Origin of the sequence: Rahnella inusitata, from assembly GCF_018288855.1 — a bacterium.
Lineage (GTDB): Bacteria > Pseudomonadota > Gammaproteobacteria > Enterobacterales > Enterobacteriaceae > Rahnella > Rahnella inusitata.
The window spans coordinates 2,064,642-2,084,486 of sequence record NZ_CP065024.1 but is presented as its reverse complement, the minus strand read 5'-3'; the positions used below and the strand labels follow the sequence as shown (position 1 = coordinate 2,084,486).

At 49.2% G+C, this 19,845-nt stretch carries 24 protein-coding genes; 12 read left to right on the top strand and 12 right to left on the bottom strand.

Annotated elements, in window-relative coordinates:
• Positions 1-79 precede the first annotated feature (79 nt).
• Complete coding sequence (locus I2123_RS09775) at positions 80-538, top strand: DUF986 family protein (RefSeq protein ID WP_112168763.1); 459 nt, start codon at positions 80-82, stop codon at positions 536-538.
• A gap of 27 nt (positions 539-565) precedes the next feature.
• Here I2123_RS09775 and rlmA read toward each other — a convergent pair whose 3' ends face one another.
• Positions 566-1,405 carry a 23S rRNA (guanine(745)-N(1))-methyltransferase gene (rlmA, locus tag I2123_RS09770; RefSeq protein WP_213052310.1) on the bottom strand — a complete coding sequence of 280 codons (840 nt, stop codon included), beginning with the start codon at positions 1,403-1,405 and terminating at the stop codon, positions 566-568.
• A gap of 146 nt (positions 1,406-1,551) precedes the next feature.
• On the opposite strand from rlmA, the gene I2123_RS09765 reads away from it, so the two are divergent.
• A complete protein-coding gene (locus tag I2123_RS09765) occupies positions 1,552-2,253 on the top strand; it encodes a purine nucleoside phosphorylase YfiH/LACC1 family protein (protein WP_213052309.1) in 702 nt (233 codons plus the stop codon).
• Between the two features lie 54 nt (positions 2,254-2,307).
• On the opposite strand, the gene cspE is transcribed toward I2123_RS09765, so the two are convergent.
• The 3 genes from cspE to I2123_RS09750 form a co-directional block, all read right to left on the bottom strand.
• Complete coding sequence (gene cspE, locus I2123_RS09760; RefSeq protein WP_002221949.1) at positions 2,308-2,517, bottom strand: transcription antiterminator/RNA stability regulator CspE; 210 nt, start codon at positions 2,515-2,517, stop codon at positions 2,308-2,310.
• 41 nt (positions 2,518-2,558) lie between these two features.
• Positions 2,559-2,675, bottom strand: a complete 117-nt coding sequence (locus I2123_RS09755; RefSeq protein ID WP_071823629.1) for a DUF2627 domain-containing protein — start codon at positions 2,673-2,675, stop codon at positions 2,559-2,561.
• Between the two features lie 1,124 nt (positions 2,676-3,799).
• Positions 3,800-4,789: an MBL fold metallo-hydrolase gene (locus I2123_RS09750; protein WP_213052308.1), complete on the bottom strand. Its 990-nt coding sequence runs from the start codon at positions 4,787-4,789 to the stop codon at positions 3,800-3,802.
• Between the two features lie 193 nt (positions 4,790-4,982).
• Between I2123_RS09750 and I2123_RS09745 the strand changes: the two genes are divergently transcribed.
• Positions 4,983-5,255: a hypothetical protein gene (locus I2123_RS09745; protein ID WP_213052307.1), complete on the top strand. Its 273-nt coding sequence runs from the start codon at positions 4,983-4,985 to the stop codon at positions 5,253-5,255.
• A 60-nt stretch (positions 5,256-5,315) separates the two neighbouring features.
• On the opposite strand, the gene I2123_RS09740 is transcribed toward I2123_RS09745, so the two are convergent.
• The 4 genes from I2123_RS09740 to mgrB all read right to left on the bottom strand — a co-directional run bounded on the left by I2123_RS09740 (position 5,316) and on the right by mgrB (position 6,624).
• On the bottom strand, positions 5,316-5,552 hold the full coding sequence (locus tag I2123_RS09740) for a DUF4060 family protein (RefSeq protein WP_013576199.1): 237 nt from the start codon (positions 5,550-5,552) through the stop codon (positions 5,316-5,318).
• A 133-nt stretch (positions 5,553-5,685) separates the two neighbouring features.
• On the bottom strand, positions 5,686-6,000 hold the full coding sequence (locus I2123_RS09735) for a phage protein NinX family protein (RefSeq protein ID WP_112168836.1): 315 nt from the start codon (positions 5,998-6,000) through the stop codon (positions 5,686-5,688).
• Positions 6,001-6,120: 120 nt separating this feature from the next.
• Positions 6,121-6,393 carry a YebO family protein gene (locus tag I2123_RS09730; RefSeq protein ID WP_213052306.1) on the bottom strand — a complete coding sequence of 91 codons (273 nt, stop codon included), beginning with the start codon at positions 6,391-6,393 and terminating at the stop codon, positions 6,121-6,123.
• A gap of 102 nt (positions 6,394-6,495) precedes the next feature.
• A complete protein-coding gene (gene mgrB, locus I2123_RS25865) occupies positions 6,496-6,624 on the bottom strand; it encodes a PhoP/PhoQ regulatory lipoprotein MgrB (RefSeq protein ID WP_461492218.1) in 129 nt (42 codons plus the stop codon).
• A 781-nt stretch (positions 6,625-7,405) separates the two neighbouring features.
• On the opposite strand from mgrB, the gene I2123_RS09720 reads away from it, so the two are divergent.
• On the top strand, positions 7,406-10,099 hold the full coding sequence (locus I2123_RS09720) for an autotransporter outer membrane beta-barrel domain-containing protein (RefSeq protein WP_213052305.1): 2,694 nt from the start codon (positions 7,406-7,408) through the stop codon (positions 10,097-10,099).
• A gap of 179 nt (positions 10,100-10,278) precedes the next feature.
• The gene (locus I2123_RS09715; protein WP_112168755.1) at positions 10,279-10,515 is read left to right on the top strand and encodes a YobH family protein; all 237 of its coding nucleotides are present in this window, start codon (positions 10,279-10,281) and stop codon (positions 10,513-10,515) included.
• A gap of 61 nt (positions 10,516-10,576) precedes the next feature.
• Here the strand turns inward: I2123_RS09715 and I2123_RS09710 are convergent, their stop codons facing one another.
• Positions 10,577-10,822, bottom strand: coding sequence for a DUF2766 family protein (locus I2123_RS09710; protein WP_112168754.1), 246 nt, complete (start codon positions 10,820-10,822; stop codon positions 10,577-10,579).
• A 203-nt stretch (positions 10,823-11,025) separates the two neighbouring features.
• Between I2123_RS09710 and I2123_RS09705 the strand changes: the two genes are divergently transcribed.
• The 3 genes from I2123_RS09705 to I2123_RS09695 all read left to right on the top strand — a co-directional run bounded on the left by I2123_RS09705 (position 11,026) and on the right by I2123_RS09695 (position 13,335).
• The gene (locus I2123_RS09705; RefSeq protein ID WP_112168753.1) at positions 11,026-11,217 is read left to right on the top strand and encodes a YdfD/YebW family protein; all 192 of its coding nucleotides are present in this window, start codon (positions 11,026-11,028) and stop codon (positions 11,215-11,217) included.
• Positions 11,218-11,345: 128 nt separating this feature from the next.
• Positions 11,346-12,986: an ABC transporter substrate-binding protein gene (locus I2123_RS09700; RefSeq protein WP_112168752.1), complete on the top strand. Its 1,641-nt coding sequence runs from the start codon at positions 11,346-11,348 to the stop codon at positions 12,984-12,986.
• Positions 12,987-13,119: 133 nt separating this feature from the next.
• Positions 13,120-13,335, top strand: a complete 216-nt coding sequence (locus I2123_RS09695; RefSeq protein WP_112168751.1) for a hypothetical protein — start codon at positions 13,120-13,122, stop codon at positions 13,333-13,335.
• 67 nt (positions 13,336-13,402) lie between these two features.
• On the opposite strand, the gene I2123_RS09690 is transcribed toward I2123_RS09695, so the two are convergent.
• Positions 13,403-13,690, bottom strand: coding sequence for a hypothetical protein (locus tag I2123_RS09690; RefSeq protein ID WP_112168750.1), 288 nt, complete (start codon positions 13,688-13,690; stop codon positions 13,403-13,405).
• Positions 13,691-14,025: 335 nt separating this feature from the next.
• Between I2123_RS09690 and I2123_RS09685 the strand changes: the two genes are divergently transcribed.
• Positions 14,026-14,238, top strand: coding sequence for a hypothetical protein (locus I2123_RS09685; protein ID WP_420834347.1), 213 nt, complete (start codon positions 14,026-14,028; stop codon positions 14,236-14,238).
• A 43-nt stretch (positions 14,239-14,281) separates the two neighbouring features.
• On the opposite strand, the gene I2123_RS09680 is transcribed toward I2123_RS09685, so the two are convergent.
• Together I2123_RS09680 and icd are read right to left on the bottom strand one after the other, a co-directional pair.
• A complete protein-coding gene (locus I2123_RS09680) occupies positions 14,282-15,793 on the bottom strand; it encodes a sensor domain-containing diguanylate cyclase (RefSeq protein ID WP_213052304.1) in 1,512 nt (503 codons plus the stop codon).
• Positions 15,794-16,035: 242 nt separating this feature from the next.
• Positions 16,036-17,289, bottom strand: a complete 1,254-nt coding sequence (icd, locus tag I2123_RS09675) for an NADP-dependent isocitrate dehydrogenase (RefSeq protein WP_112168748.1) — start codon at positions 17,287-17,289, stop codon at positions 16,036-16,038.
• Between the two features lie 132 nt (positions 17,290-17,421).
• Here icd and rluE point away from each other — a divergent pair, with 132 nt between their 5' ends.
• The 3 genes from rluE (at position 17,422) to mnmA (ending at position 19,826) form a co-directional block, all read left to right on the top strand.
• Positions 17,422-18,048, top strand: coding sequence for a 23S rRNA pseudouridine(2457) synthase RluE (gene rluE / locus I2123_RS09670; protein ID WP_112168747.1), 627 nt, complete (start codon positions 17,422-17,424; stop codon positions 18,046-18,048).
• A complete protein-coding gene (locus tag I2123_RS09665) occupies positions 18,041-18,487 on the top strand; it encodes an NUDIX hydrolase (protein WP_112168746.1) in 447 nt (148 codons plus the stop codon). The genes rluE and I2123_RS09665 overlap by 8 nt, the downstream gene beginning before the upstream one ends.
• A 229-nt stretch (positions 18,488-18,716) precedes the next feature.
• Complete coding sequence (gene mnmA / locus I2123_RS09660) at positions 18,717-19,826, top strand: tRNA 2-thiouridine(34) synthase MnmA (RefSeq protein ID WP_112168745.1); 1,110 nt, start codon at positions 18,717-18,719, stop codon at positions 19,824-19,826.
• Positions 19,827-19,845: the final 19 nt, after the last annotated feature.

Here is a 19,845-nt window from a genome sequence, read left to right as displayed (position 1 = left end):
CCGGCTTTTTTATTGCCTGAGTTTGTCTGTTTCTGCTTTTATTTTGCTTTGCCTGTTGGCAGTACGCTGGAGTTTTTTCATGTCCGTGACCGATATCGTCCTCGCCCTCTTCACCTTCATGCTGCTGGCCTATGCCATCTACGACGAATTCATCATGGGAGCCAAAAACGGCAAAACCCGCCTCAGAGTCAATCTTCGTCGCCGCAATAAGCTCGATTCCATCATCTTCATTGGCCTCCTGGCGATCCTGCTTTACAACAATATTCAGGCCAATGGCACGCCACTTACCAACTATTTGTTGATTGGTCTGGCGCTGGTGGCGTTCTATCTTTCTTTTATTCGCTGGCCAAAATTGTTGTTCAAGCCCAAAGGGTTTTACTTCGCCAATACCTTCATCACTTATGACAGGATCCGCAGTATGAATCTCTCAGAAGATGGTGTGCTGGTGTTTGAATTGGAACAGAAGAAGTTATTGATCCGCGTAAACGAGCTGGATGATTTAGAGAAGATTTACAAAGTGATGGTTGAAAATCAGTAGCCTGGTCTTCAACCCTGAAAGACTAAATTAAGAATTAATGCTTTCGTCATCTGGTTTGCGCTGATGCAGCCTGATGACGAAATCAGTCTCACACCCGAACGCCGTCTCAACCTTCAGATTCGCCATCACCTCTTCCGTCGCGCGCCATGCAAAAGGCGTCATCTGCAATAAATCAAACGCCTCCGGCCCGGTAAGCTGCATAGCGTAGGCGAGGGATTCCGTCGCAATACGCTCGAAGCCCTCCAGCTGTTCATCCAGCTCCGCATGCAACTGCACATCCTGATAAATCAGCCCTTTCAGCTGATACAGATGGCGCGGCCCTGGTGCAACGGTTAACACCACGCCACCCGGTTTAACAGCGCGGTACAGCTCCTGCGCCTTGCAGGGTGCGTAGATCCGCACCACGGCGTCCAGCGAGGCCTCGGCGAAGGGTAAACGATGGCTGGAAGCCACGCAAAAAGCCGCCGAATGATACCGCTTTGCCGCATAACGAATCGCGACCTTCGCTACATCCAGTCCATACACTTTCATCGCACGCGTCAGGGCTAACCGTTCTGCAATAGCCGTCGTGTAATACCCTTCCCCGCAACCGATATCGAGCAGAGCCGTCGCGCTTTGCGGCAACACTTCATCAAGGAGAGTCACCAGACGATCGCGCAGCGGCTGATAATGGCCGGCATCAAGAAAGGCACGGCGTGACATCATCATTTCAGTACTGTCCCCCGGTTGCTTCGAGCGTTTATGCTGCACGGGCATCAGATTGACGTAGCCTTCTTTGGCATGATCAAACTGATGATTCTGCGGACAGCGCCATTGCTGGCCGGTCAGCTCAAGAGGCTGGAAACAAAGTGGACACTGATAAGTCATGCGGGAAACCTGCAAGGAAAGTCTGAGGGGCGAATATTCGCAATAATGTTAAGTCTAAAGAAGGCGACTGGTGGTTGCAACCGCTGGAAAGTCCGGCCAAAAGCCAGCTACACTGATGCCATGACCTTTCCTTAACGAGACTTGAGATGAGTGACAGCTCAGCCTTACTCCGTCAAATACCCGGTATTCTTCATGGCTTCGGTGATAAGCACACCTTGCTTCCTGCTGAGTTACAACCTTACGAATCCACCCGTCCTGCCAAGAAGCAGGTGCATGGCGTTCGGATAGTCGATGTCACTCAGCCTGGACAGGCCTGTGGCGAAGCAGACGGGTTTTTCACATCGATGCCCGGCATTCTTCTGGCGGTATTCACGGCGGACTGTTTACCGGTGATTTTTTGCCGCAAAGATGGCAAGCAAACCGGCGTAGTCCACGCGGGCTGGCGGGGTCTGATCGACGGGATTCTGGAACTGATGGCTGCCCGAATTAACGCGTCAGGAGATACGGCTGACTGGGTGGTGTCTATCGGCCCGGCGGCGGGTGCCTGCTGCTATGAAGTGAGTCAGGAGCTGGCGGACACGTATATGCAGCGCCTTGATTTTCCGCCTTCATTGATATCACCTGTGCCGCGCCATCTGGATCTGGCCGCTATTGCCGAAGCGAAATTACGCGCGCTGGGCTTTGCCGACATCGATCACGCTGGCCGTTGCACGTTATGCACACCCGATGAAACCGGCACCGGTTTCAACTACACCAGCTATCGCCGCAACAGCCATCAGCGAGAAAAAGATCCGGCGCATCCTGGCATCAGCGGACGCAATCAGCAATCCGGGATCATCATTCTCTGAATGCCGGACACAAAAAAACCCGCCTTGGCGGGTTTTTTTACAGCTGGACGCTGCTTAGATTGCAGTTACGTTAACTGCAGACGGGCCTTTCTGGCCGTCCTGGATTTCGAACTCTACGTTCTGGCCTTCAGCCAGAGTTTTGAAGCCGTTACCCTGGATTGCAGAGAAGTGTACGAACACGTCTTTGCTGCCGTCAGCAGGAGTAATGAAACCGAAACCTTTAGACTCGTTGAACCACTTAACTTGACCTTTGATCTTTGCCATCTTGAGTATTTCCTTTGGATTGTTTAAACCGCCCGTAGGCGTTACATAGACAAACTAGAGTCGTTACTGCTTGAGGCACTAAGATTAGAATCGGCAGAGAAGCGGTATTCAACGTGAACGTCTTTACTCAGAACTTCTATACTGAAAATGCCACACATATACAGAACTGTACCTCGTTTTACCCAGAAGCGTTATCACATACTCTGAATTCGATGGCAAGCCATTTTTAATCAGCGATGGACATGTCGCACATATTTGAGCCGCTTAATGGCACTTCGTGTTCAGTTAAGCTGAAATATGTTGATAGACATGCTTTTTTCTGCTTTACAGGTACAGCGGTATATCCAACAAAACAATAACGACCTGTTTCGATTATTGATCATTTAATGTAGAACCGTAAGCGTAAAAAACATCTTTATTTGAATTTTTATGGAGGATATCCCGGAAGATGGCTTACGCATCAGTCCCCTGCTGACCGCGTGCAGGATCGCCACGACCAGCCTCTCATAGGAGTCGCGGAATATTTAGACCATAAGCAATCGCAGGACGCTCCCGCTGATGTTGCTTTCAGGTTATGTGACTGGTTATGCAATAATCAAAAAGGTCATGGATGAATAAAATGGTGCAAACAAAACAAAGGAATGAAATTAATGCACCTAAACCGTGCGCCTTTACATTGGCAGGGATATTAGTGAGTGAAAAAACCGAACGGAGGATTTCAATTCAAAGCCCTTAATCCTCACATGTATATTTCATTGCCTGGCGTTGTTTACATTATAATGAATTAAAGTTTGCGACTTCGTTAAATTCACATGAAAACTGAAGAATAACCAGGCACGCTTATTCACTAATAAGATATCGATATGAATAACAATTATTAATTACCGTGATCTGCCTCGCAGATTTTATTTCCTGATGCGTAACATCCAGGTGTTTTCTTCGACACAGCCCGCTGTTTCACGTCACGGGTATGCGTTTGCCACATTACGACAGACAAGGTGCTTCACGGCACACTATGAGTTCCCGCAGCATAAAGCCCTCTCCGCTAGGCTCAGGAAGAAGCTTTATGGTCATAAACTACATAATTCTCTGCCGGACGCGGCAATATTTTGAAACTCTGAAGAGGCATTTCATCGTCTTTTGCCATTCACTTTATAAATAATAACAAATCATTAACCCTTACCCTTAACAGGGTAAAATAAAATGCCTCTCAAGTGATAATACTTCTCATTAATCGCTGAATGAGATTTTTCCTGCCCTATAATTTGAATGAGGAATAATTTCACTCTTTGGTGATGCTCGCCCCGATTTTTAACGGCGAAAATTTGATATCCGGCGAGACGCTTTCCGAAATTGCCTGAGCTAATTCTTTCAAAGGCTGATCCAGAGATTCATCCGCTAATTCAAAAACGCCCCAGTGAATCGGCACGGCTTTGCGACAACGCAGCTCTGAAAACACGTCCACAGCCTGTTGCGGGTCCATATGTTGCGCACTCATGAACCATCTTGGTGCATAGGCACCTATCGGAATTGCCGCCAAATCAAAAGGTCCCAGACGCTGGCCAATCTTTTCAAACTGATTGCTGTAACCACTGTCGCCCGAAAAATAAAAACGCAGTGAGGGGTGCGAGACCACCCAACCGCACCACAGCGACTGATTGCGATCCCAGGGCGTTCGCATACTCCAGTGGCGCGCAGGAACCGCAGATAATGTCAGTTCGCCGAACTGGCGCTCTTCCCACCAGTCCAGCTCTTCGACAAAATGCGCGCCCCGCTTCTCCAGCCAGCGCTTCATGCCAAGGGGCACCATAAATTGCACCTGCGGAAATCGACGCAATAATTTGCGTACGGTTACATTGTCCAGATGGTCATAATGATTATGCGAAAAAATCACCACATCGATAGGCGGCAGTTGATCAACCGGAGCAGCGACCGGCGTTTTGCGTTTCGGTCCGTAAAATCTCAACGGCGAAGCACGCTCCGACAACGCGGGATCCATCAGGATATAACATCCCGCGACGCGCAGCAGCAGACAGGCGTGGCCTAAAAACCACAACCGATCATCCGTGCCACTGAAATCGGCGGTCTGCCACCAGTTTTCAATAAAATGATCGTAGCCCTTCTCCGGCGGCAGAGGCAGCCGCTGCGCTTTGCGTTCCTGTTGCCAGCGTTTGAAATCTCCTTGCTGACGATTATGCGGTTCGACATTGGTAAATCCGTCAGGCGTATGATGGCTTTTTGACGGATCGTAATAGGGATTTTTACCAGACATAGGACTCCTGGATGGTGCTATTTCAGGGTGAACAGCGTACGGCGCCGTCCTGCATCCAGATTAATTAGCATACTTGTCGATATCTCTACAGGCCGAAAGTGCAAAAATATGTGCAATTGTCACCACAGAGGCGTGTTAAGAAACTCTTAATAACTCTGTGCTTTACTGGGACTGTTCAAAAAGGAGGACAACGATGACCCGCAACACATTCACTTCGCGCCTGACTCATATCTTCCAGCTACAGACACAGTACGGACGTTTGTGGCTGCGTTCGCGCTTTCGCCGGTTGACGCTGCCACCGGCCTTGAAAGTCGTGATCTTCGCCGTGACGGGCATGATGGTACTCGCACTGACAGGTACTCTGCTTCTGCTGCTTGATCTGATCACAATAGTTTTCCGGATGCTCAAACGCCCGTTTCCACGCGGTAATTTTCGCCAGCCATCCCTCATCAGAAAACCCACATAAAATAAAACCGTGCAGGGAAAACCCGGCACGGTTTGCATTAAGGTGGAATGTCCCCTGAACTCAGGCAGGCATACCGCAAAGTTTGGTTAAATTTCGGGCTCCGATCATGAGGGTAGCAACATAGGATTGTCTGCGGGTCACCACTTCGACCGCAACACGCGCATCTTTATATTTGATGAGGTAAGTAGAAGGCCAGCCCTGCCGGCGCTTACCGTAGGCTTTTTCATGACTGTCGATAGCTGCATGAGCAACCACCAGATGGGAGAGAGTTTTATCACCTTTAATGATGCGCTTCATAATGGACTCCGCCTTAGACACAACTGTCAAAATGAGGAAACATTAATCACTTGATACGCATCGCTTTTATGCGACGCTTATTCGAATCACTTCTTTGCAATACTTTGTCGCAATCTGAGTATCTCTGCGCTTTTTATTCCACGCAAGCCTTACTTTCTTTACTTAGCAGGAAACAGATCATCGCCGCCCGCAGAGGCCGTATGCTTTGCGCCTGCCACTGTCCATCAGGGCTTTGAATTTCGGCAAGCCAAAGCGGATCGCTCTGCAACTCTTTAAAATTTATGCTGATTTTATTGGCGCAAATAATGGGCCACGCATCGGAGGGATTGTTGCAATAATCTTTGCCTTTGACGCCGCCGTAGGGATACCACTTCTCAGGCTCTTCCCCGGTCAGTAAGGCGATACTGTGGTTTACATCACTGTCGTTTTCTTCGGACCATTTAATCATCAGTTCTTCCATCATGCAGGGCACATGCGTGGAGACTACCGGAGGATTAAGACAGATTTATGACCGGAAAGCACAAACAAAAAACCCGCCTCAGAGGCGGGTCAGCAAAGCACATTAACTTTATCTTTCCGGAATAAATCCACGCAGGCTGAGAGCGGAATCCTCTTCTGCCTCTTCCACCGGCTCCGCGCCTTTGGCTCTGGCCGTCAGAATCTTGAGCAACTCTGTTTGCTGACGTTGCTGCTCGACAATTTCCTGCAGCAATTCAATCTGCTGGTTCGCCCTGACACTGGCCCGGCTGACAAAAAACCAAACCAACAAGAATAACAGCGCTGAGAGTGCACTCAACGCCAATGAAGCCAGGCTGTTTTGGCCCATTGCGAAATCAAACATTTACGACCCTACCACTGAATGTTCTGAACACACATCTTATCACTCCCGACGAGTCTGAGAAGCGGTTCACAAAAAAACAGGGCTTTCTTATGCTGCTGACGCTCAAAAGGGGATAAAAGAGGTGATCGCGCACACACCGAGGTCAAAGTTTCCGCCCTGATCGCAATAGCTGTTCAGTGCCATCAGGTACAGACCGACACAGATAAGCAGGAAAAGAACGAATACAACAATTTTCCTGAACTTGAAAGCAGGCTTTTTCAATTTGATTGCGGGTCTCTTGTAGTTTACAGCGCGTCTGTCAGGGCTCAATGGTGGCGTCCAACATGATATGGAACAGATTTCCATAGTACGACGGAAATCTTAAACAACGATATAACGAAGCGCGCCATTTTGCACACTTGCCGCCGTGCAATAATCACGTACAGAAATCATACATTAAAATGCATAACCCTTATCAATATATCGCAAAAGCCTCATTTGATCTGTATCAAATAAAATAGCATCTCCTGATCATGCTTCTCCCCAATAATTTCACTATGTGATTTCTCAAAAAGGGATATTTTTAATCAAGGCGACATCTTATTTAAAAAGCTATCTGGAAAGCCAATAAGATGACAGCATTGAGAGAATATAAATCTCATCACAAACTCATAAACACCTGTTTACTCTGGCTGTCAGCCACACCTGCTATATTACTAACACTCCCGGCTATCATTTAATATCACCTGAAAAGCAATACGGTTGACAGATACAAACACTTCAATACGGAAATTATAAAGAAAACGACTTACTAAAAAGCAATTAATTAACTCAATCAACATAAAACCCAAGAAAAATATTTCATTTTTCGCCCATTTTTATTTGAACTTCTTTGTTGAATTACCCACCTCATTAAAATATCATCCCACCGTCGAACAGTACTTCTGTCTCTTCGTTATATAAATGAAAGCATAATGGCTGGGATTATTCCCAGCTGGTTCATGCTGACTATTTTTTGTTGAGGGATTAATAAATGCATGCATGGAATAAAAAGTTCTTCGTTTCTAAAATAGCGCTGGCCTGCGCTGTTGCAGTAGCTGCACCTGCCGCGATGTCAGCTGACATCTCTGGTACCGTATACGATACCTTCTATCACGACGCATCTGTGACAGGGCATGTCGGATACCGTGGCTATACGGATAACGATGTTGCAGATAACGGTTACGTGGGCGGAGATATCAATTCTTCAATCAATAATGCTGTGGTTAACGGCGTTATTTCCACTTACTATCTGGGCTTCAATAATAATACGACCAATACGCTCAATATCACAGACACCACAGTAAACGGGATGATCAGCTCCAAATGTCAAACCAATGACTGTGGCGACGCGCGTAATGATTACGATCAGTCTCCATTACAACTGACCATTGATAATTCAACAATCAATGACACCTATGAACATTACAGTTACGACGTAACTGACGCAAATAATGTTCGCGATAACGAAATTTTAAATACGTACGATTTAGGGGTGGCAGTCACTCTGGATCAAGAAAGTGATATCGTTATAAAAAATAACTCTCACGTAGCTGGCATTGCATTGTCACAAGGTTACCAGTGGGTTGATACCGACGTTAACAACAGCAATACCTTTGATAACACGCTAACTGTCAATGATTCTGTATTGACCTCTGGTTCGTATACTGAATTACAAACTTCCGGTTTTTACGGTCAGTCAGATAAACCAAGTGATTATGGTAATCTCAGTGCTACGGGTAGCGAAGTTGACGATATCGCACTTTCCGTAATAGCTGATTCTGCTGCTGATAATTCAATGAAAACAACAGCTGTTTTCAATAATTCAACGATCTCCGGCGACGTCTATTTCGAAAGCAGCTTTGATCATAATTATTATGATGGCGGCTACGATAGCAACGGTGATGGCGTACTTGATACCAACGGATGGGACGACACAGATGAACTCCATCTGACCCTGGACAATGGCAGCAAATGGGTCGGTGCAGCTATCTCCAATGTTGAAGCAGATGCTGATTTGTACGACAGAAGCATGAACAGCATCTGGCCTGGTTCTGTCGTCAACAAAACTACCGGTTACCTGGTGGGTGACAGTGTTTATCAGAGTGGTCTGTTTGACGTTGCGCTGAACAATGGTTCTGAGTGGGACACGACTAAAAGTTCCATTATTGATAATCTCACCGTTAATAATAAATCTCAGGTCAACGTTGCAGATTCCGGTTTGCTGGCTGACAACATTTCCCTGTCTGAGCAGTCAAGCCTGAAAGTTGCTGCGCATGGTATTGTTTACACCGATGCGCTGAACCTGAATTCTGGCAGTAAAGCCACCCTTACTGAGGAAACGGCAACCGTTTATGCTAACACCATCACCGTAGGAAGCGGCTCTGAACTGAACTTAGGTGCAGGTCAGGTTGATACCCACAATATGGTGCTGACTGACGATGGTACTTTCAATATCGGTAGCCGTGAATTCGTTCTGAATGCCGATATGAACAATGCCCGGGACAAAACCACCGTTGATTACGTTTACGATCGCGGCACTGTCGGCATGAACTCCGACGGACATCTGGCGGTTAACGGCTTAACTAACGGTAACTATCAGGTTCGTATTGATAACGCGACCGGTGAAGGTCGTGTTGCTGATTACCAGAATAAAGAGCTGATCCGCACTTACGGCGGCAATGCAACCTTCACGCAAGCTAACACCGCGGATTTGGGTGCCTATAAATATCAGGCAGAACAAGTTGGCGATACTGTCGTTCTGGCTAAACAAGGCATCACGTCTACCGCTAATGCAGCGCTAAGCCTGCCTTCTTCCAATGCTGCCACCTGGCACATGGAGCAAGACACGCTGAACAATCGCATGGACAGCTCACGTCACACCCAGGGTGATGACAAAGGCGGCGTCTGGGTTAACTACTTTGGCGGCCAGCAGAACGGTGATAATGGCGTTGTTGATTACGACCAGGACATCAACGGCATCATGGTAGGTTTGGATAAAGTCACTGAAGGTGGTGACGAGCGTCAATGGCTGGTCGGTATGGCAGCAAGCTTCGCAAAATCCAGCCTGTCTATGGACAATGCTGATGCGGACACTGACAGCCAGTCAGCACGGGTGTATTCCAGCCTGGACTTCAAGAATGGCGTATTCTTCGATACTTCTCTGAGCTACAGCCACTTCAGCAACTCGACTGACAGCACCATGAGTAACGGTCAGCAAGTTTCTGGCGACAGCACAACAGACGCATGGGGCTTTGGTCTGAAAGCCGGTTACGACTGGAAGTTCGCACCACAAGCTTACCTGACACCTTATGCAAGCATCACCGGCGTGTTCATCGGCGACGACGACTACAACATGAGCAACAATATGCGTGTCAGCGATCAGGCTTATGACAGCATGCGTTATGAGTTAGGTGCCAACATCGGTTATACCTTCGATCTGGGTGCAGATCAGGCTATCAGCCCTTACGCTACTCTGGCCTATGTGTATGAAGATGCCAACAACGACGCAGACATCAACGGGGACCGTATCGATAACGGCATCGATGGTTCCGCAGTTCGCGTAGGTTTAGGTGGTCAGTTCGACATGAGCAAAAACTTCACCGTTTATGCAGGTGCTAACTACCTGGGCGGCAGCGATGTTGACCAGCCTTGGGCAGCAAATCTGGGTATGAAATACCGCTGGTAATTGCTTTTAAAGCTAATGAGTTAATTCTGGTGGCCCCTTTCAGGGGCCGCTTTTTTTTGCACTCACACCCACGGCCTCAGATTAAGAATCTGCTGGAGTGACTTCTTTCGCTCAATAACTTCTACTAAGCTAATCAATATCCTGAAGCCTCAGGATTGATAATCAGAGGAGTGTTTGGGATGAGTGCTATCAAAGCCATTATTGTGTTGGCTGTGATTTACGCGATTTTCTTGTTTTCCGGCTACGGCGTTACCGTGGGCAGCAGTGAAAATGCGGCGGGATTAGGCCTCAAATGCCAGTATCTGACGGCCAGAGGGATTGTCAGTTCGCAGTACATTCATTCTGACAGCGGCGTGATTGGCGTGGCTAATTGCCCAATATTCAAACAAGTGGGCGAAGTGGTGGATAATAAATAGTTAAATTGTTTGGGATAGCGCTTTGTGATGCCCGCGCTGGCAGGCATCACAAAACCGGCAATCAGCTGTCGTGCTTGGTGAACTTCAGCTCGATGAGCGAAATGGCTTTTTGGATGGCACGCTTAGTCACCGGGTCCGCACCGGCCGGATGCTTGTTAAAATCGATACTTTTTAACTGATGAGACATTTTCTCGCGCACTTCGGCAGGCGCAATAATCTCAATCACATCTAAAATTTGCTTAATCACCAACTGGCAGGCGACCAGATCAGACTCGTATTCTTGTTCTCTGGTTAAAGCATCAGACATGGGGTGCTCCTATCATCAAGATCATTCGTAAAAATTATGGCCGCGAGGATATCACGCTGGCTGAATAAATTCTCGCTCCGGTAATTAACCCCCTCTGAGGGCTTGTTCAGCGCACAAATAAACAGCAAACAAACATCATCTTATGTTGTTAGCGTCAGATTACTTCTATGCTTACAGCTGCGGCAAAAGGAAGGAGATTCGCGATGTTCGCACTAGTGTTGACCATCTGTTATCTGGGAGGAGGCTGCGAAGATTTCGTCGTGGATGCCTTTAATACTCAGCAACAATGCACCGTAGCGATGCAACAGCAGGGACTGCGCCAGGCAGGCTGTTACCCTATCGAAGATTTTATCGACGGTTACTGGATCCCCGCCCATGACAATGCCGACTTTTAGCGCGTTGCGTAGCCTTTCACAGAGTCGATACTAATAATCTCATAAAGATTGCCAAAGTGTCCGAACAACGGTATGAATACCCTGTTAATCATTGATATTTAACCATATTGACAGGGCAGGAAATGGCAATGACGATACGTAAAACTTATGGCTGCTTTGCGAAGCTGCCTCTCGCACTTCTTCTTTCATCAAGCTTTCTCACTTCTTTTGCCAGTTACGCCGCGACCGTTCCCGCCGGTGTAGAGCTGGCGGCAAAACAAGAAATTGTCCGCAACAATGGCAGCGAGCCAGCCTCTCTTGACCCGCATAAAGTTGAGAGTGACGTTGAATTCAATATTTTGAGCGATTTGTTTACCGGGCTGATAACCATCGATAATGACGGGAATGCACAGCCTTCACTCTCCAGCAGTTGGGAATCTAAAGACAATAAAACCTGGGTATTCCATCTCCGTCAGGGCATCGTCTGGTCAGACGGAACGCCAATCACCGCGCAGGACGTGGTGTTCAGTTGGCGACGCCTGATCGACCCGAAAACGGCATCGCCTTACGAAAGCTACCTCGGCAGTATGCATGTGCTTAATGCCAACGATATTATTGGCGGCAAAAAAACGGCGGATCAGCTGGGTATCAGGGCGCTGGATAAACAAACGCTGGAAATCACCCTGGATCAGCCGCTGTCTTACTTCCTGGGCATGCTTGCGCACCCTTCCCTTTCTCCGGTCAGTCAGGCGAATGTCGAAAAGTTCGGTGATAAGTGGACACAGCCGGCGAACATGGTCAGCAGCGGCCCGTTCAAGCTCGATACCTGGACGGTGAACGAACGTATTACGGCTGTACGCAATCCGACTTACTGGGATAACGCACACACCGTCATCAATAAAGTCACTTATCTGCCCATCGCTTCCCCTACGGCGGATGTAAACCGGTTCAAATCCGGGGAAATAGATATCACCGCCACGATCCCAGCGACACTATTTGCATCACTGAAAAAAGAGCTCGGCTCGCAGGTACATGTCAGCCCTTATCTCGCCGTTTATTACTACGCAATGAACACACAAAAACCCCCGTTCAACGATGTCCGTGTGCGTAAAGCGCTGAATCTGGCGATAGATAAATCAATCATTGCTGATAAAGTTTTAGGTCAGGGGCAAACACCTGCCTGGCATTTATCGCCCGATAACACCGGTGGGTTTACTTTCTCAAAACCCAAAGAAGCCAGCCTGACGCAAGAACAGCGTAATGAAGAAGCGAAGAAACTGCTGAAAGAAGCCGGTTTTGGTCCGGATCATCCGCTGAAATTCAATCTGCTCTACAACACGTCAGAGTCGCATCAGCGTATTGCCATTGCCGCAGCATCAATGTGGAAAAAGAATCTTGGGGTAGATGCCGTTCTCCAAAATCAGGAATGGAAAACTATGCTCGATACCATGCATCAGGGCACCTATGATGTCGTGCGTTACGCCTGGATTGCCGATTACAACGAGCCTTCTACCTTCCTGAATACCTTACGCACTGGCAACAGCGAGAACACGCCGAAGTTTACCAATTCCGCTTACGATAAAGCCCTGGATGATGCATTAAAAGCCACGGATAAAGCGGAAGTAGGAAAGGCATATCAGCGAGCGGAAGACGTGCTCACAGAACAATCTCCGGTGATCCCGCTATACCATTATGTCAGCCCGCGACTGGTTAAGCCTTACGTTGGCGGGTTCCAGGACAGTCTGTTGAACTACATCTATACCAAAGATCTCTACGTCATTAAGCACTAAGTCCGTCCTGCCTCTTCCTGTCGAAAAACCGGAAGAGGCATCTTTAATTTTCTGTCCTGCTTTCTCCGCCCCCTCTTTGCCGGCTGCCCGCCAGATGTTAGATTGTACGTAAATCACACAAACGGGAGCGATAATGAAATTCTCGCAAAGTGAGATACAACCACTATGGGATGAAGTTGCGCGAATCATTGGCGATGGGGTAATTCAGATGCGACATCGGGGAGAACCGCTGAGCGCAGATGCGCTGATTGGTCATCTTGAACGACAACTGGCCTGCGCAACCGGCGTACAACGCCGCATTTTACTGGGCGCTGCAATCAATATGCTTAAAACCGACCGCCGTTCCTGATTTTAAGGCGGACGCAAACCCTGTCGCCTTTTCGGGTGACAAGTCGAATATTATCAACATATTGCCTTTACTTCGATTGTGCGGCGCGGCCTTGTGCGAACAGGAAAATGCGCTGAGTAATATCATCTGCGCCAAGAATATTCCCTTTTTGCTCCAGATTTGCGCGAGCGTAAGCCACGTCGTGTGCTTGATCGACCATATTGATCACCCGGTCACGCGTAGATTTATCGAGAGTTCCCAATAGTGTCGTCAGAATGGCCTGATAAGCGTTCGAGGCATAAGTCAACTGCCTTTCACGTTGTTCCAGCGCGTCAATGCGAACCATCAGGGCGTCCAATTGTTCTTGATGCGTCATAGCGGCATCCTCTTCACGGGTGGAAAATAACCGGAGACAGTGGAGAAAGCCGATCTCCGCCGGTTACTGACATTAAGTTTAGCAGAGTTGAGAAAAGTGACGCGATCCCGCTAATGCCACCAAAGTAAACCGCCCCTCAATGAGTCTTTTCCTGCCAGTTCAGATGTAACCGTGACTTATCTCAAACCGTCCATATAGGCGGGCACCCTGAGTTTTGAAGCGTTACAACGGCAGTAATTGCTTACAGACCGCCAAATGAAATCTGCCGAAGGATATGACATTTTCTGGTGCAGCACTGTAGATCTGTTAAGAAATTATTCATTCAGGGGAGAAGCGTGGGTAAGAAAACCATTTTTAGCGTAGCGATGGCAACGTTGTTGCTGGTGAGTTCATTTGCACAGGCGGCAGGATGCCTCAAAGGCGCAGTCGTTGGCGGTGTGGCCGGGCATCTTAAACATCACGCCGTGATCGGCGCCGTGGCGGGGTGTGCAATCGGCCATCATCTGGCGGAGCAGGCGAAGAAACAAAACCCTTCTGACCAAAAATAATTCATACCCTCAGGACAGACTCTGCCCTGAGGGTAGTACTCTGCTACTGCTTTTGAGAGACCACTACGCGGTTGCGGCCTTCTTTCTTGGCCTGATAGAGCGCTTCATCTGCTCTTTTCAGTGATTCTTCAGGTTTGCCCTGCTGCAGATTCCAGTACGCAACACCAAGAGAAATCGTGATGGGCCGTATGCCAGGCAATACCAGATTTTCCACGTTTTTACGTAGACGTTCAGCAATCATTTCAGCCTCAGCCAGCTGCGCGCCCGGCAGCAGAACCAGGAATTCCTCTCCTCCCACGCGGCACAAAATATCGCTTTCACGCGCATTATGTCGAATCTGTTCAGCCAGTGACCTGATTACCTGATCGCCAGTATCATGCCCGTAGGAATCATTGATCGACTTGAAGTGATCGATATCCAGCGTTATCGCCGCAAACTGCTGACGCAGTTGCACTACTGTTTCCAGCGTCATTGCCAGCCCGCGGCGGTTGAATAAACCGGTCATCGGATCAGTCTGTGTTTCGAACTTCAGCTTGCCGATTTTTTTCTGCAACAGACTAATACCAATCAATAGAGCACGTTTTAACTGTGTCGATTCAAAATACCATGAGGGGATTTCGCGGATGTTTGTAGAAACATCGGGCTTATCCATCTCATTTGCGCTGCGCGCCAGCAGCCACAGCGGTCGGGCTATCAAACGCGAGAATAACCAGACAGCCAGAAGCGTCACTAAAGCCAGTGGTGTCAGATGGCGCAGGACTTTATACATCAGGCCTTCAAGGGGTTTAAGCGTTGAGTCAGTGGGCCGTTGCGTAACAATTTCCCATCCGGACGACGGAACCACCGCGAATCCTGCAAGCATTGCCTGCCCTGCCAGATTAGTAACCATCAGGCTGCCATTCGCATTACGTTTTACTGCGTCAGTCAGCGGGCGCGGTTTCACGACTTCGCCAATACGGTTAGCATCAGGGTGATAGAGGATCCGGCGTTCATTATCGAGAACGGCAATATAGGAGCCATCGCGATAATAATGCTCACCCAGCAGTTCATTCAGAATACTTTTCTGCCGCAAATAAATGGTGCCGCCGATATAACCGAGGTATTCCCCCTGCGCATTGATGATCGGCGTGGAGATTATAATGACCAGATTTTTAGCCAGTGAGATATAGGGTTTACTGATCATCGGACGGCGCTGTTTCAGGGCTTCCAGCGCGCCAGGCGTATTCAGCGTCTGGCCCATCAGTTGCAGGCTGTCAGGCGATGTCGCAAGGATTTTCCCTTTTGCATTTGTAATCACCACCGAGTTAAAGCTGTCGGTCTGATACTTTAATCGGGCCGTTTCTGCCTGCAGGATTTTTGGATCGTCAAAGTGGCTCGCTGCGATAACACCGCTGTATGCGAGCTGCTTTTGCATGCTTTTCAGGAACTGCTCGGTGCTGGCCGCCAGTTTTGTAGCATAAACACGGTTCTCTTCGAGCGTATTGTCGATCAACAACTGACGCTGCACGCTGTAGCTGGCATAAAAACTGTTCGCCAGCGTCACGAAGGCGCTCATTACAGCTAAGCTCAGGATCAGGCGTCGAAGATCGATACGAAACAAAGAGTGGGAAAGGAGTGAGCGCAACGAGAATTCAATCCACTGTCAAAAAAGTGGCTCATATTTAACACCCGTAGCCCGGATGCACAATAAGGCTGAAAAAATAAACAGCAAGCCGCTGATTGTGAAATAAAAAAAGGGAACCTACAGGCTCCCTCTCATAACGTCAGTCAGACAGCAACTGCCTGATGACGGTTCACTTACATATTGGCGATCATGTCGTCGGCAAACTCGCTACATTTGCGCAGCTTAGCGCCTTCCATCAGACGTTCGAAATCGTAAGTCACAGTTTTGGCAGCGATTGCGCCTTCCATGCCTTTGACGATCAGGTCTGCGGCTTCGAACCATTCCATATGACGCAGCATCATTTCTGCGGAAAGAATGATCGAGCCTGGATTCACTTTGTCCTGACCGGCATATTTCGGTGCAGTACCGTGCGTGGCTTCGAACAGTGCGCAATCAGAACCAATGTTTGCGCCCGGTGCGATACCAATGCCGCCAACTTGCGCAGCCAGGGCATCGGAAATGTAGTCACCGTTCAGGTTCATACAAGCAATGACGTCGTATTCAGCAGGACGCAGCAGGATCTGTTGCAGGAATGCGTCAGCAATTACATCTTTAATGATGATTTCTTTGCCGTTGTTTGGGTTCTTGATTTTCACCCAAGGTCCGCCGTCGATCAGCTCACCGCCGAACTCTTCACGCGCCAGTTGGTAGCCCCAATCCTTGAAGGCACCTTCGGTGAACTTCATGATGTTGCCTTTGTGAACCAGAGTCAGTGAATCACGATCGTTAGTGATGGTGTACTCGATGGCCGCACGAACCAGACGTTTGGTACCTTCTTCGGAGCAAGGTTTGATGCCGATACCGCATTCCTGTGGGAAACGGATTTTCTTCACACCCATTTCGTCTTGCAGGAACTTGATCACTTTGTCGGCTTCAGCAGAACCTGCTTTCCATTCGATACCTGCATAGATATCTTCGGAGTTTTCACGGAAGATCACCATGTCAGTATCTTCTGGACGTTTTACCGGGCTTGGTGTGCCGGTGTAATAACGAACAGGGCGCAGACAGATGTACAGATCGAGCTGCTGGCGGAGGGCCACGTTCAGGGAGCGAATGCCGCCGCCAACTGGCGTAGTCAGTGGGCCTTTAATAGCAACACGGTAATCACGGATCAGGTCCAGCGTCTCTTCTGGCAGCCATACGTCTTTGCCGTACAGTTCTACTGATTTCTCGCCGGTGTAGATTTCCATCCAGGAGATTTTACGCTCACCTTTGTAGGCTTTCTGAACTGCCGCATCAACAACCTTGATCATGGCTGGAGTCACGTCAACGCCGATACCATCACCTTCGATGAATGGGATCACAGGATTATTAGGAATCACCAGTTTACCCTGAGCGTCTACTGTAATCTTTTTACCTTCAGCCGGAACAACTACTTTGCTTTCCATTAACCTCTCCTTCGAGCGCATTTTTGTTAAAAATTTGTAAGATGCCGGTCGATACTACTCGAATATTTCCCGCTAGCCAATCCGAAACATTTTTCAAGTATAATGCGCTAATTCTCTCTAACTTCAATGCCTATGAACCCGCTATCTTTTAGAAATCACAACGTTAAACGTTTCAGCAAACGGCCTGCCAAAGAACAATCTGCCCCAAAAGGGCCGAGAAAGGTGATTCTCTTCAATAAACCGTTCGATGTACTGCCACAATTCACTGATGAGGCGGGTCGGGCGACACTAAAGGATTACATTTCGTTAACAGACGTATATGCCGCAGGCCGTCTGGATCGCGACAGCGAAGGTTTACTGGTGCTGACTAACGATGGCAAACTGCAGGCTGCGCTGACACAGCCGGGCAAGCGCACCGGTAAGATTTATTATGTTCAGGTCGAGGGCGTACCGGATGACGCTGCGGTTGCGGCTTTGCGTGACGGGATTACGCTCAAAGATGGCCCTACCCTGCCTGCTGGCGCTGAAATTGTTGATGAGCCACAATGGTTATGGCCACGCAATCCGCCCATCCGTGAGCGCAAAGCGATCCCCACTTCGTGGTTGAAAATCACGTTGTATGAGGGCAGAAACCGCCAGGTGCGCCGCATGACGGCACACGTTGGTTTCCCTACGCTGCGTCTCATCCGTTACAGCATGGGCGAGTACACCCTCGGTGATTTACAACCCGGCCAATGGAAGGAGATCCCACATGTTTAAACCACACGTCACCGTCGCCTGCGTGGTGCAGGCTGAGGGCAAGTTTCTGGTGGTTGAAGAAACGGTCCACGGCAAAGTCACCTGGAACCAGCCTGCTGGCCATCTGGAAGCGGACGAAACCTTAGTCAGCGCCGCGAAGCGCGAGCTGTATGAAGAAACGGGGATTCACGCCGAACCGCAATCTTTTCTCGGGCTGCATCAGTGGCAGGCACCGGACGGCACACCTTTCTTGCGTTTCGCGTTTGTGATTGACCTGCCCGAAATGCTGGACACCGCGCCGCAGGATGACGATATCGACCAATGCCGCTGGGTGAGTGCCGAAGAGATAATCGGCTCCCCGCAGCTGCGTTCTCCGCTGGTGGCTGAAAGCATCCGCTGTTATCAGCAATCCCCGCGTTACCCTCTGGAAATCCTGCACAATTTCAACCTGCCGGAATAGCCTTCTGCGCCGGTTGTCGCTTCCCTGTGAATCAGCGATGCAGCAACCGGCCTGACGTGATAAAATTTCGCGCGTTCTTTTTTGCGCACGCTCTGTTTACTTAATGCAATAAACCGATGTCCGGGTTTCTGTGGTGTTTTTGTCGCGCGCGGCCTTCATCCTCGTGGGGCAAATATCGTAAAAAACACCGGCAGCACCGGGCAATAAATTCCTATGTTTCGGGACTATTATGTCTGACAACAGCCAGAAAAAAGTGATCGTCGGGATGTCCGGCGGTGTCGATTCCTCTGTATCTGCTTACCTTCTGCAACAGCAGGGTTATCAGGTCGAGGGCCTCTTCATGAAAAATTGGGAAGAGGATGACGACGAAGAGTATTGCACTGCAGCCACTGACCTCGCCGATGCGCAGGCCGTATGCGACAAGCTGGGCATTGAACTGCACACCGTGAATTTCGCGGCGGAATATTGGGACAACGTGTTCGAATTATTCCTCGAGGAATACAAAGCCGGACGCACGCCGAACCCGGATATTCTGTGCAACAAAGAAATCAAATTCAAAGCCTTCCTGGAGTTTGCAGCCGAAGATCTGGGTGCCGATTACATCGCCACCGGTCACTACGTGCGCCGCCAGGATATCGACGGTGTCAGCCACTTGTTGCGCGGCGTCGATGGCAACAAAGATCAGAGTTATTTCCTCTACACGCTGGGTCATGAACAGGTCGCACAAAGCCTGTTCCCGGTCGGAGAACTGGAAAAACCTGAAGTTCGTCGCATCGCGGAAGACCTCGATTTGATCACCGCGAAGAAGAAAGACTCTACCGGTATCTGTTTTATCGGTGAGCGTAAATTCCGCGATTTCCTCGGCCGCTATTTACCGGCGCAACCGGGCGTGATTAAAAGCGTAGATGGTCAGGTGATGGGGCAGCATCAGGGTCTGATGTACCATACGCTCGGCCAGCGTAAAGGTCTGGGCATCGGCGGACAAAAAGACGGCGGCGAAGAGCCGTGGTACACCGTCGAAAAGGATGTGGAAAACAACATTCTGTACGTGGCGCAGGGTCATGAACATCCGCGACTGATGTCCGTTGGTTTGATTGCGCAGCAGCTGCACTGGGTTGATCGCAAGACGCTGACCGCCCCGCTGACCTGCACTGTGAAAACCCGCTACCGCCAGCAGGACATTCCGTGCGTAGTGACTCCGCTGGATGATGAGCGCATCGAAGTGCGTTTCGACGCCCCCGTGGCCGCCGTGACTCCCGGCCAGTCAGCGGTGTTTTACCTCGGTGAAATCTGTCTGGGTGGTGGCGTCATTGAGCAACGTCTGCCGCTTCAGGTCTGATACTGAGCAATCAGGTGGT

What these genes read in the sequence shown, in the direction of transcription:
- I2123_RS09775 (WP_112168763.1), top strand. Translation starts at nt 80, where the DNA reads ATGTCCGTGACCGATATCGTCCTCGCCCTCTTCACCTTCATGCTGCTG.
- rlmA (WP_213052310.1), bottom strand. Translation starts at nt 1,405, where the DNA reads ATGACTTATCAGTGTCCACTTTGTTTCCAGCCTCTTGAGCTGACCGGC.
- I2123_RS09765 (WP_213052309.1), top strand. Translation starts at nt 1,552, where the DNA reads ATGAGTGACAGCTCAGCCTTACTCCGTCAAATACCCGGTATTCTTCAT.
- cspE (WP_002221949.1), bottom strand. Translation starts at nt 2,517, where the DNA reads ATGGCAAAGATCAAAGGTCAAGTTAAGTGGTTCAACGAGTCTAAAGGT.
- I2123_RS09755 (WP_071823629.1), bottom strand. Translation starts at nt 2,675, where the DNA reads ATGTGTGGCATTTTCAGTATAGAAGTTCTGAGTAAAGACGTTCACGTT.
- I2123_RS09750 (WP_213052308.1), bottom strand. Translation starts at nt 4,789, where the DNA reads ATGTCTGGTAAAAATCCCTATTACGATCCGTCAAAAAGCCATCATACG.
- I2123_RS09745 (WP_213052307.1), top strand. Translation starts at nt 4,983, where the DNA reads ATGACCCGCAACACATTCACTTCGCGCCTGACTCATATCTTCCAGCTA.
- I2123_RS09740 (WP_013576199.1), bottom strand. Translation starts at nt 5,552, where the DNA reads ATGAAGCGCATCATTAAAGGTGATAAAACTCTCTCCCATCTGGTGGTT.
- I2123_RS09735 (WP_112168836.1), bottom strand. Translation starts at nt 6,000, where the DNA reads ATGATTAAATGGTCCGAAGAAAACGACAGTGATGTAAACCACAGTATC.
- I2123_RS09730 (WP_213052306.1), bottom strand. Translation starts at nt 6,393, where the DNA reads ATGTTTGATTTCGCAATGGGCCAAAACAGCCTGGCTTCATTGGCGTTG.
- I2123_RS09720 (WP_213052305.1), top strand. Translation starts at nt 7,406, where the DNA reads ATGCATGCATGGAATAAAAAGTTCTTCGTTTCTAAAATAGCGCTGGCC.
- I2123_RS09715 (WP_112168755.1), top strand. Translation starts at nt 10,279, where the DNA reads ATGAGTGCTATCAAAGCCATTATTGTGTTGGCTGTGATTTACGCGATT.
- I2123_RS09710 (WP_112168754.1), bottom strand. Translation starts at nt 10,822, where the DNA reads ATGTCTGATGCTTTAACCAGAGAACAAGAATACGAGTCTGATCTGGTC.
- I2123_RS09705 (WP_112168753.1), top strand. Translation starts at nt 11,026, where the DNA reads ATGTTCGCACTAGTGTTGACCATCTGTTATCTGGGAGGAGGCTGCGAA.
- I2123_RS09700 (WP_112168752.1), top strand. Translation starts at nt 11,346, where the DNA reads ATGACGATACGTAAAACTTATGGCTGCTTTGCGAAGCTGCCTCTCGCA.
- I2123_RS09695 (WP_112168751.1), top strand. Translation starts at nt 13,120, where the DNA reads ATGAAATTCTCGCAAAGTGAGATACAACCACTATGGGATGAAGTTGCG.
- I2123_RS09690 (WP_112168750.1), bottom strand. Translation starts at nt 13,690, where the DNA reads ATGACGCATCAAGAACAATTGGACGCCCTGATGGTTCGCATTGACGCG.
- I2123_RS09680 (WP_213052304.1), bottom strand. Translation starts at nt 15,793, where the DNA reads ATGAGCGCCTTCGTGACGCTGGCGAACAGTTTTTATGCCAGCTACAGC.
- icd (WP_112168748.1), bottom strand. Translation starts at nt 17,289, where the DNA reads ATGGAAAGCAAAGTAGTTGTTCCGGCTGAAGGTAAAAAGATTACAGTA.
- rluE (WP_112168747.1), top strand. Translation starts at nt 17,422, where the DNA reads ATGAACCCGCTATCTTTTAGAAATCACAACGTTAAACGTTTCAGCAAA.
- I2123_RS09665 (WP_112168746.1), top strand. Translation starts at nt 18,041, where the DNA reads ATGTTTAAACCACACGTCACCGTCGCCTGCGTGGTGCAGGCTGAGGGC.
- mnmA (WP_112168745.1), top strand. Translation starts at nt 18,717, where the DNA reads ATGTCTGACAACAGCCAGAAAAAAGTGATCGTCGGGATGTCCGGCGGT.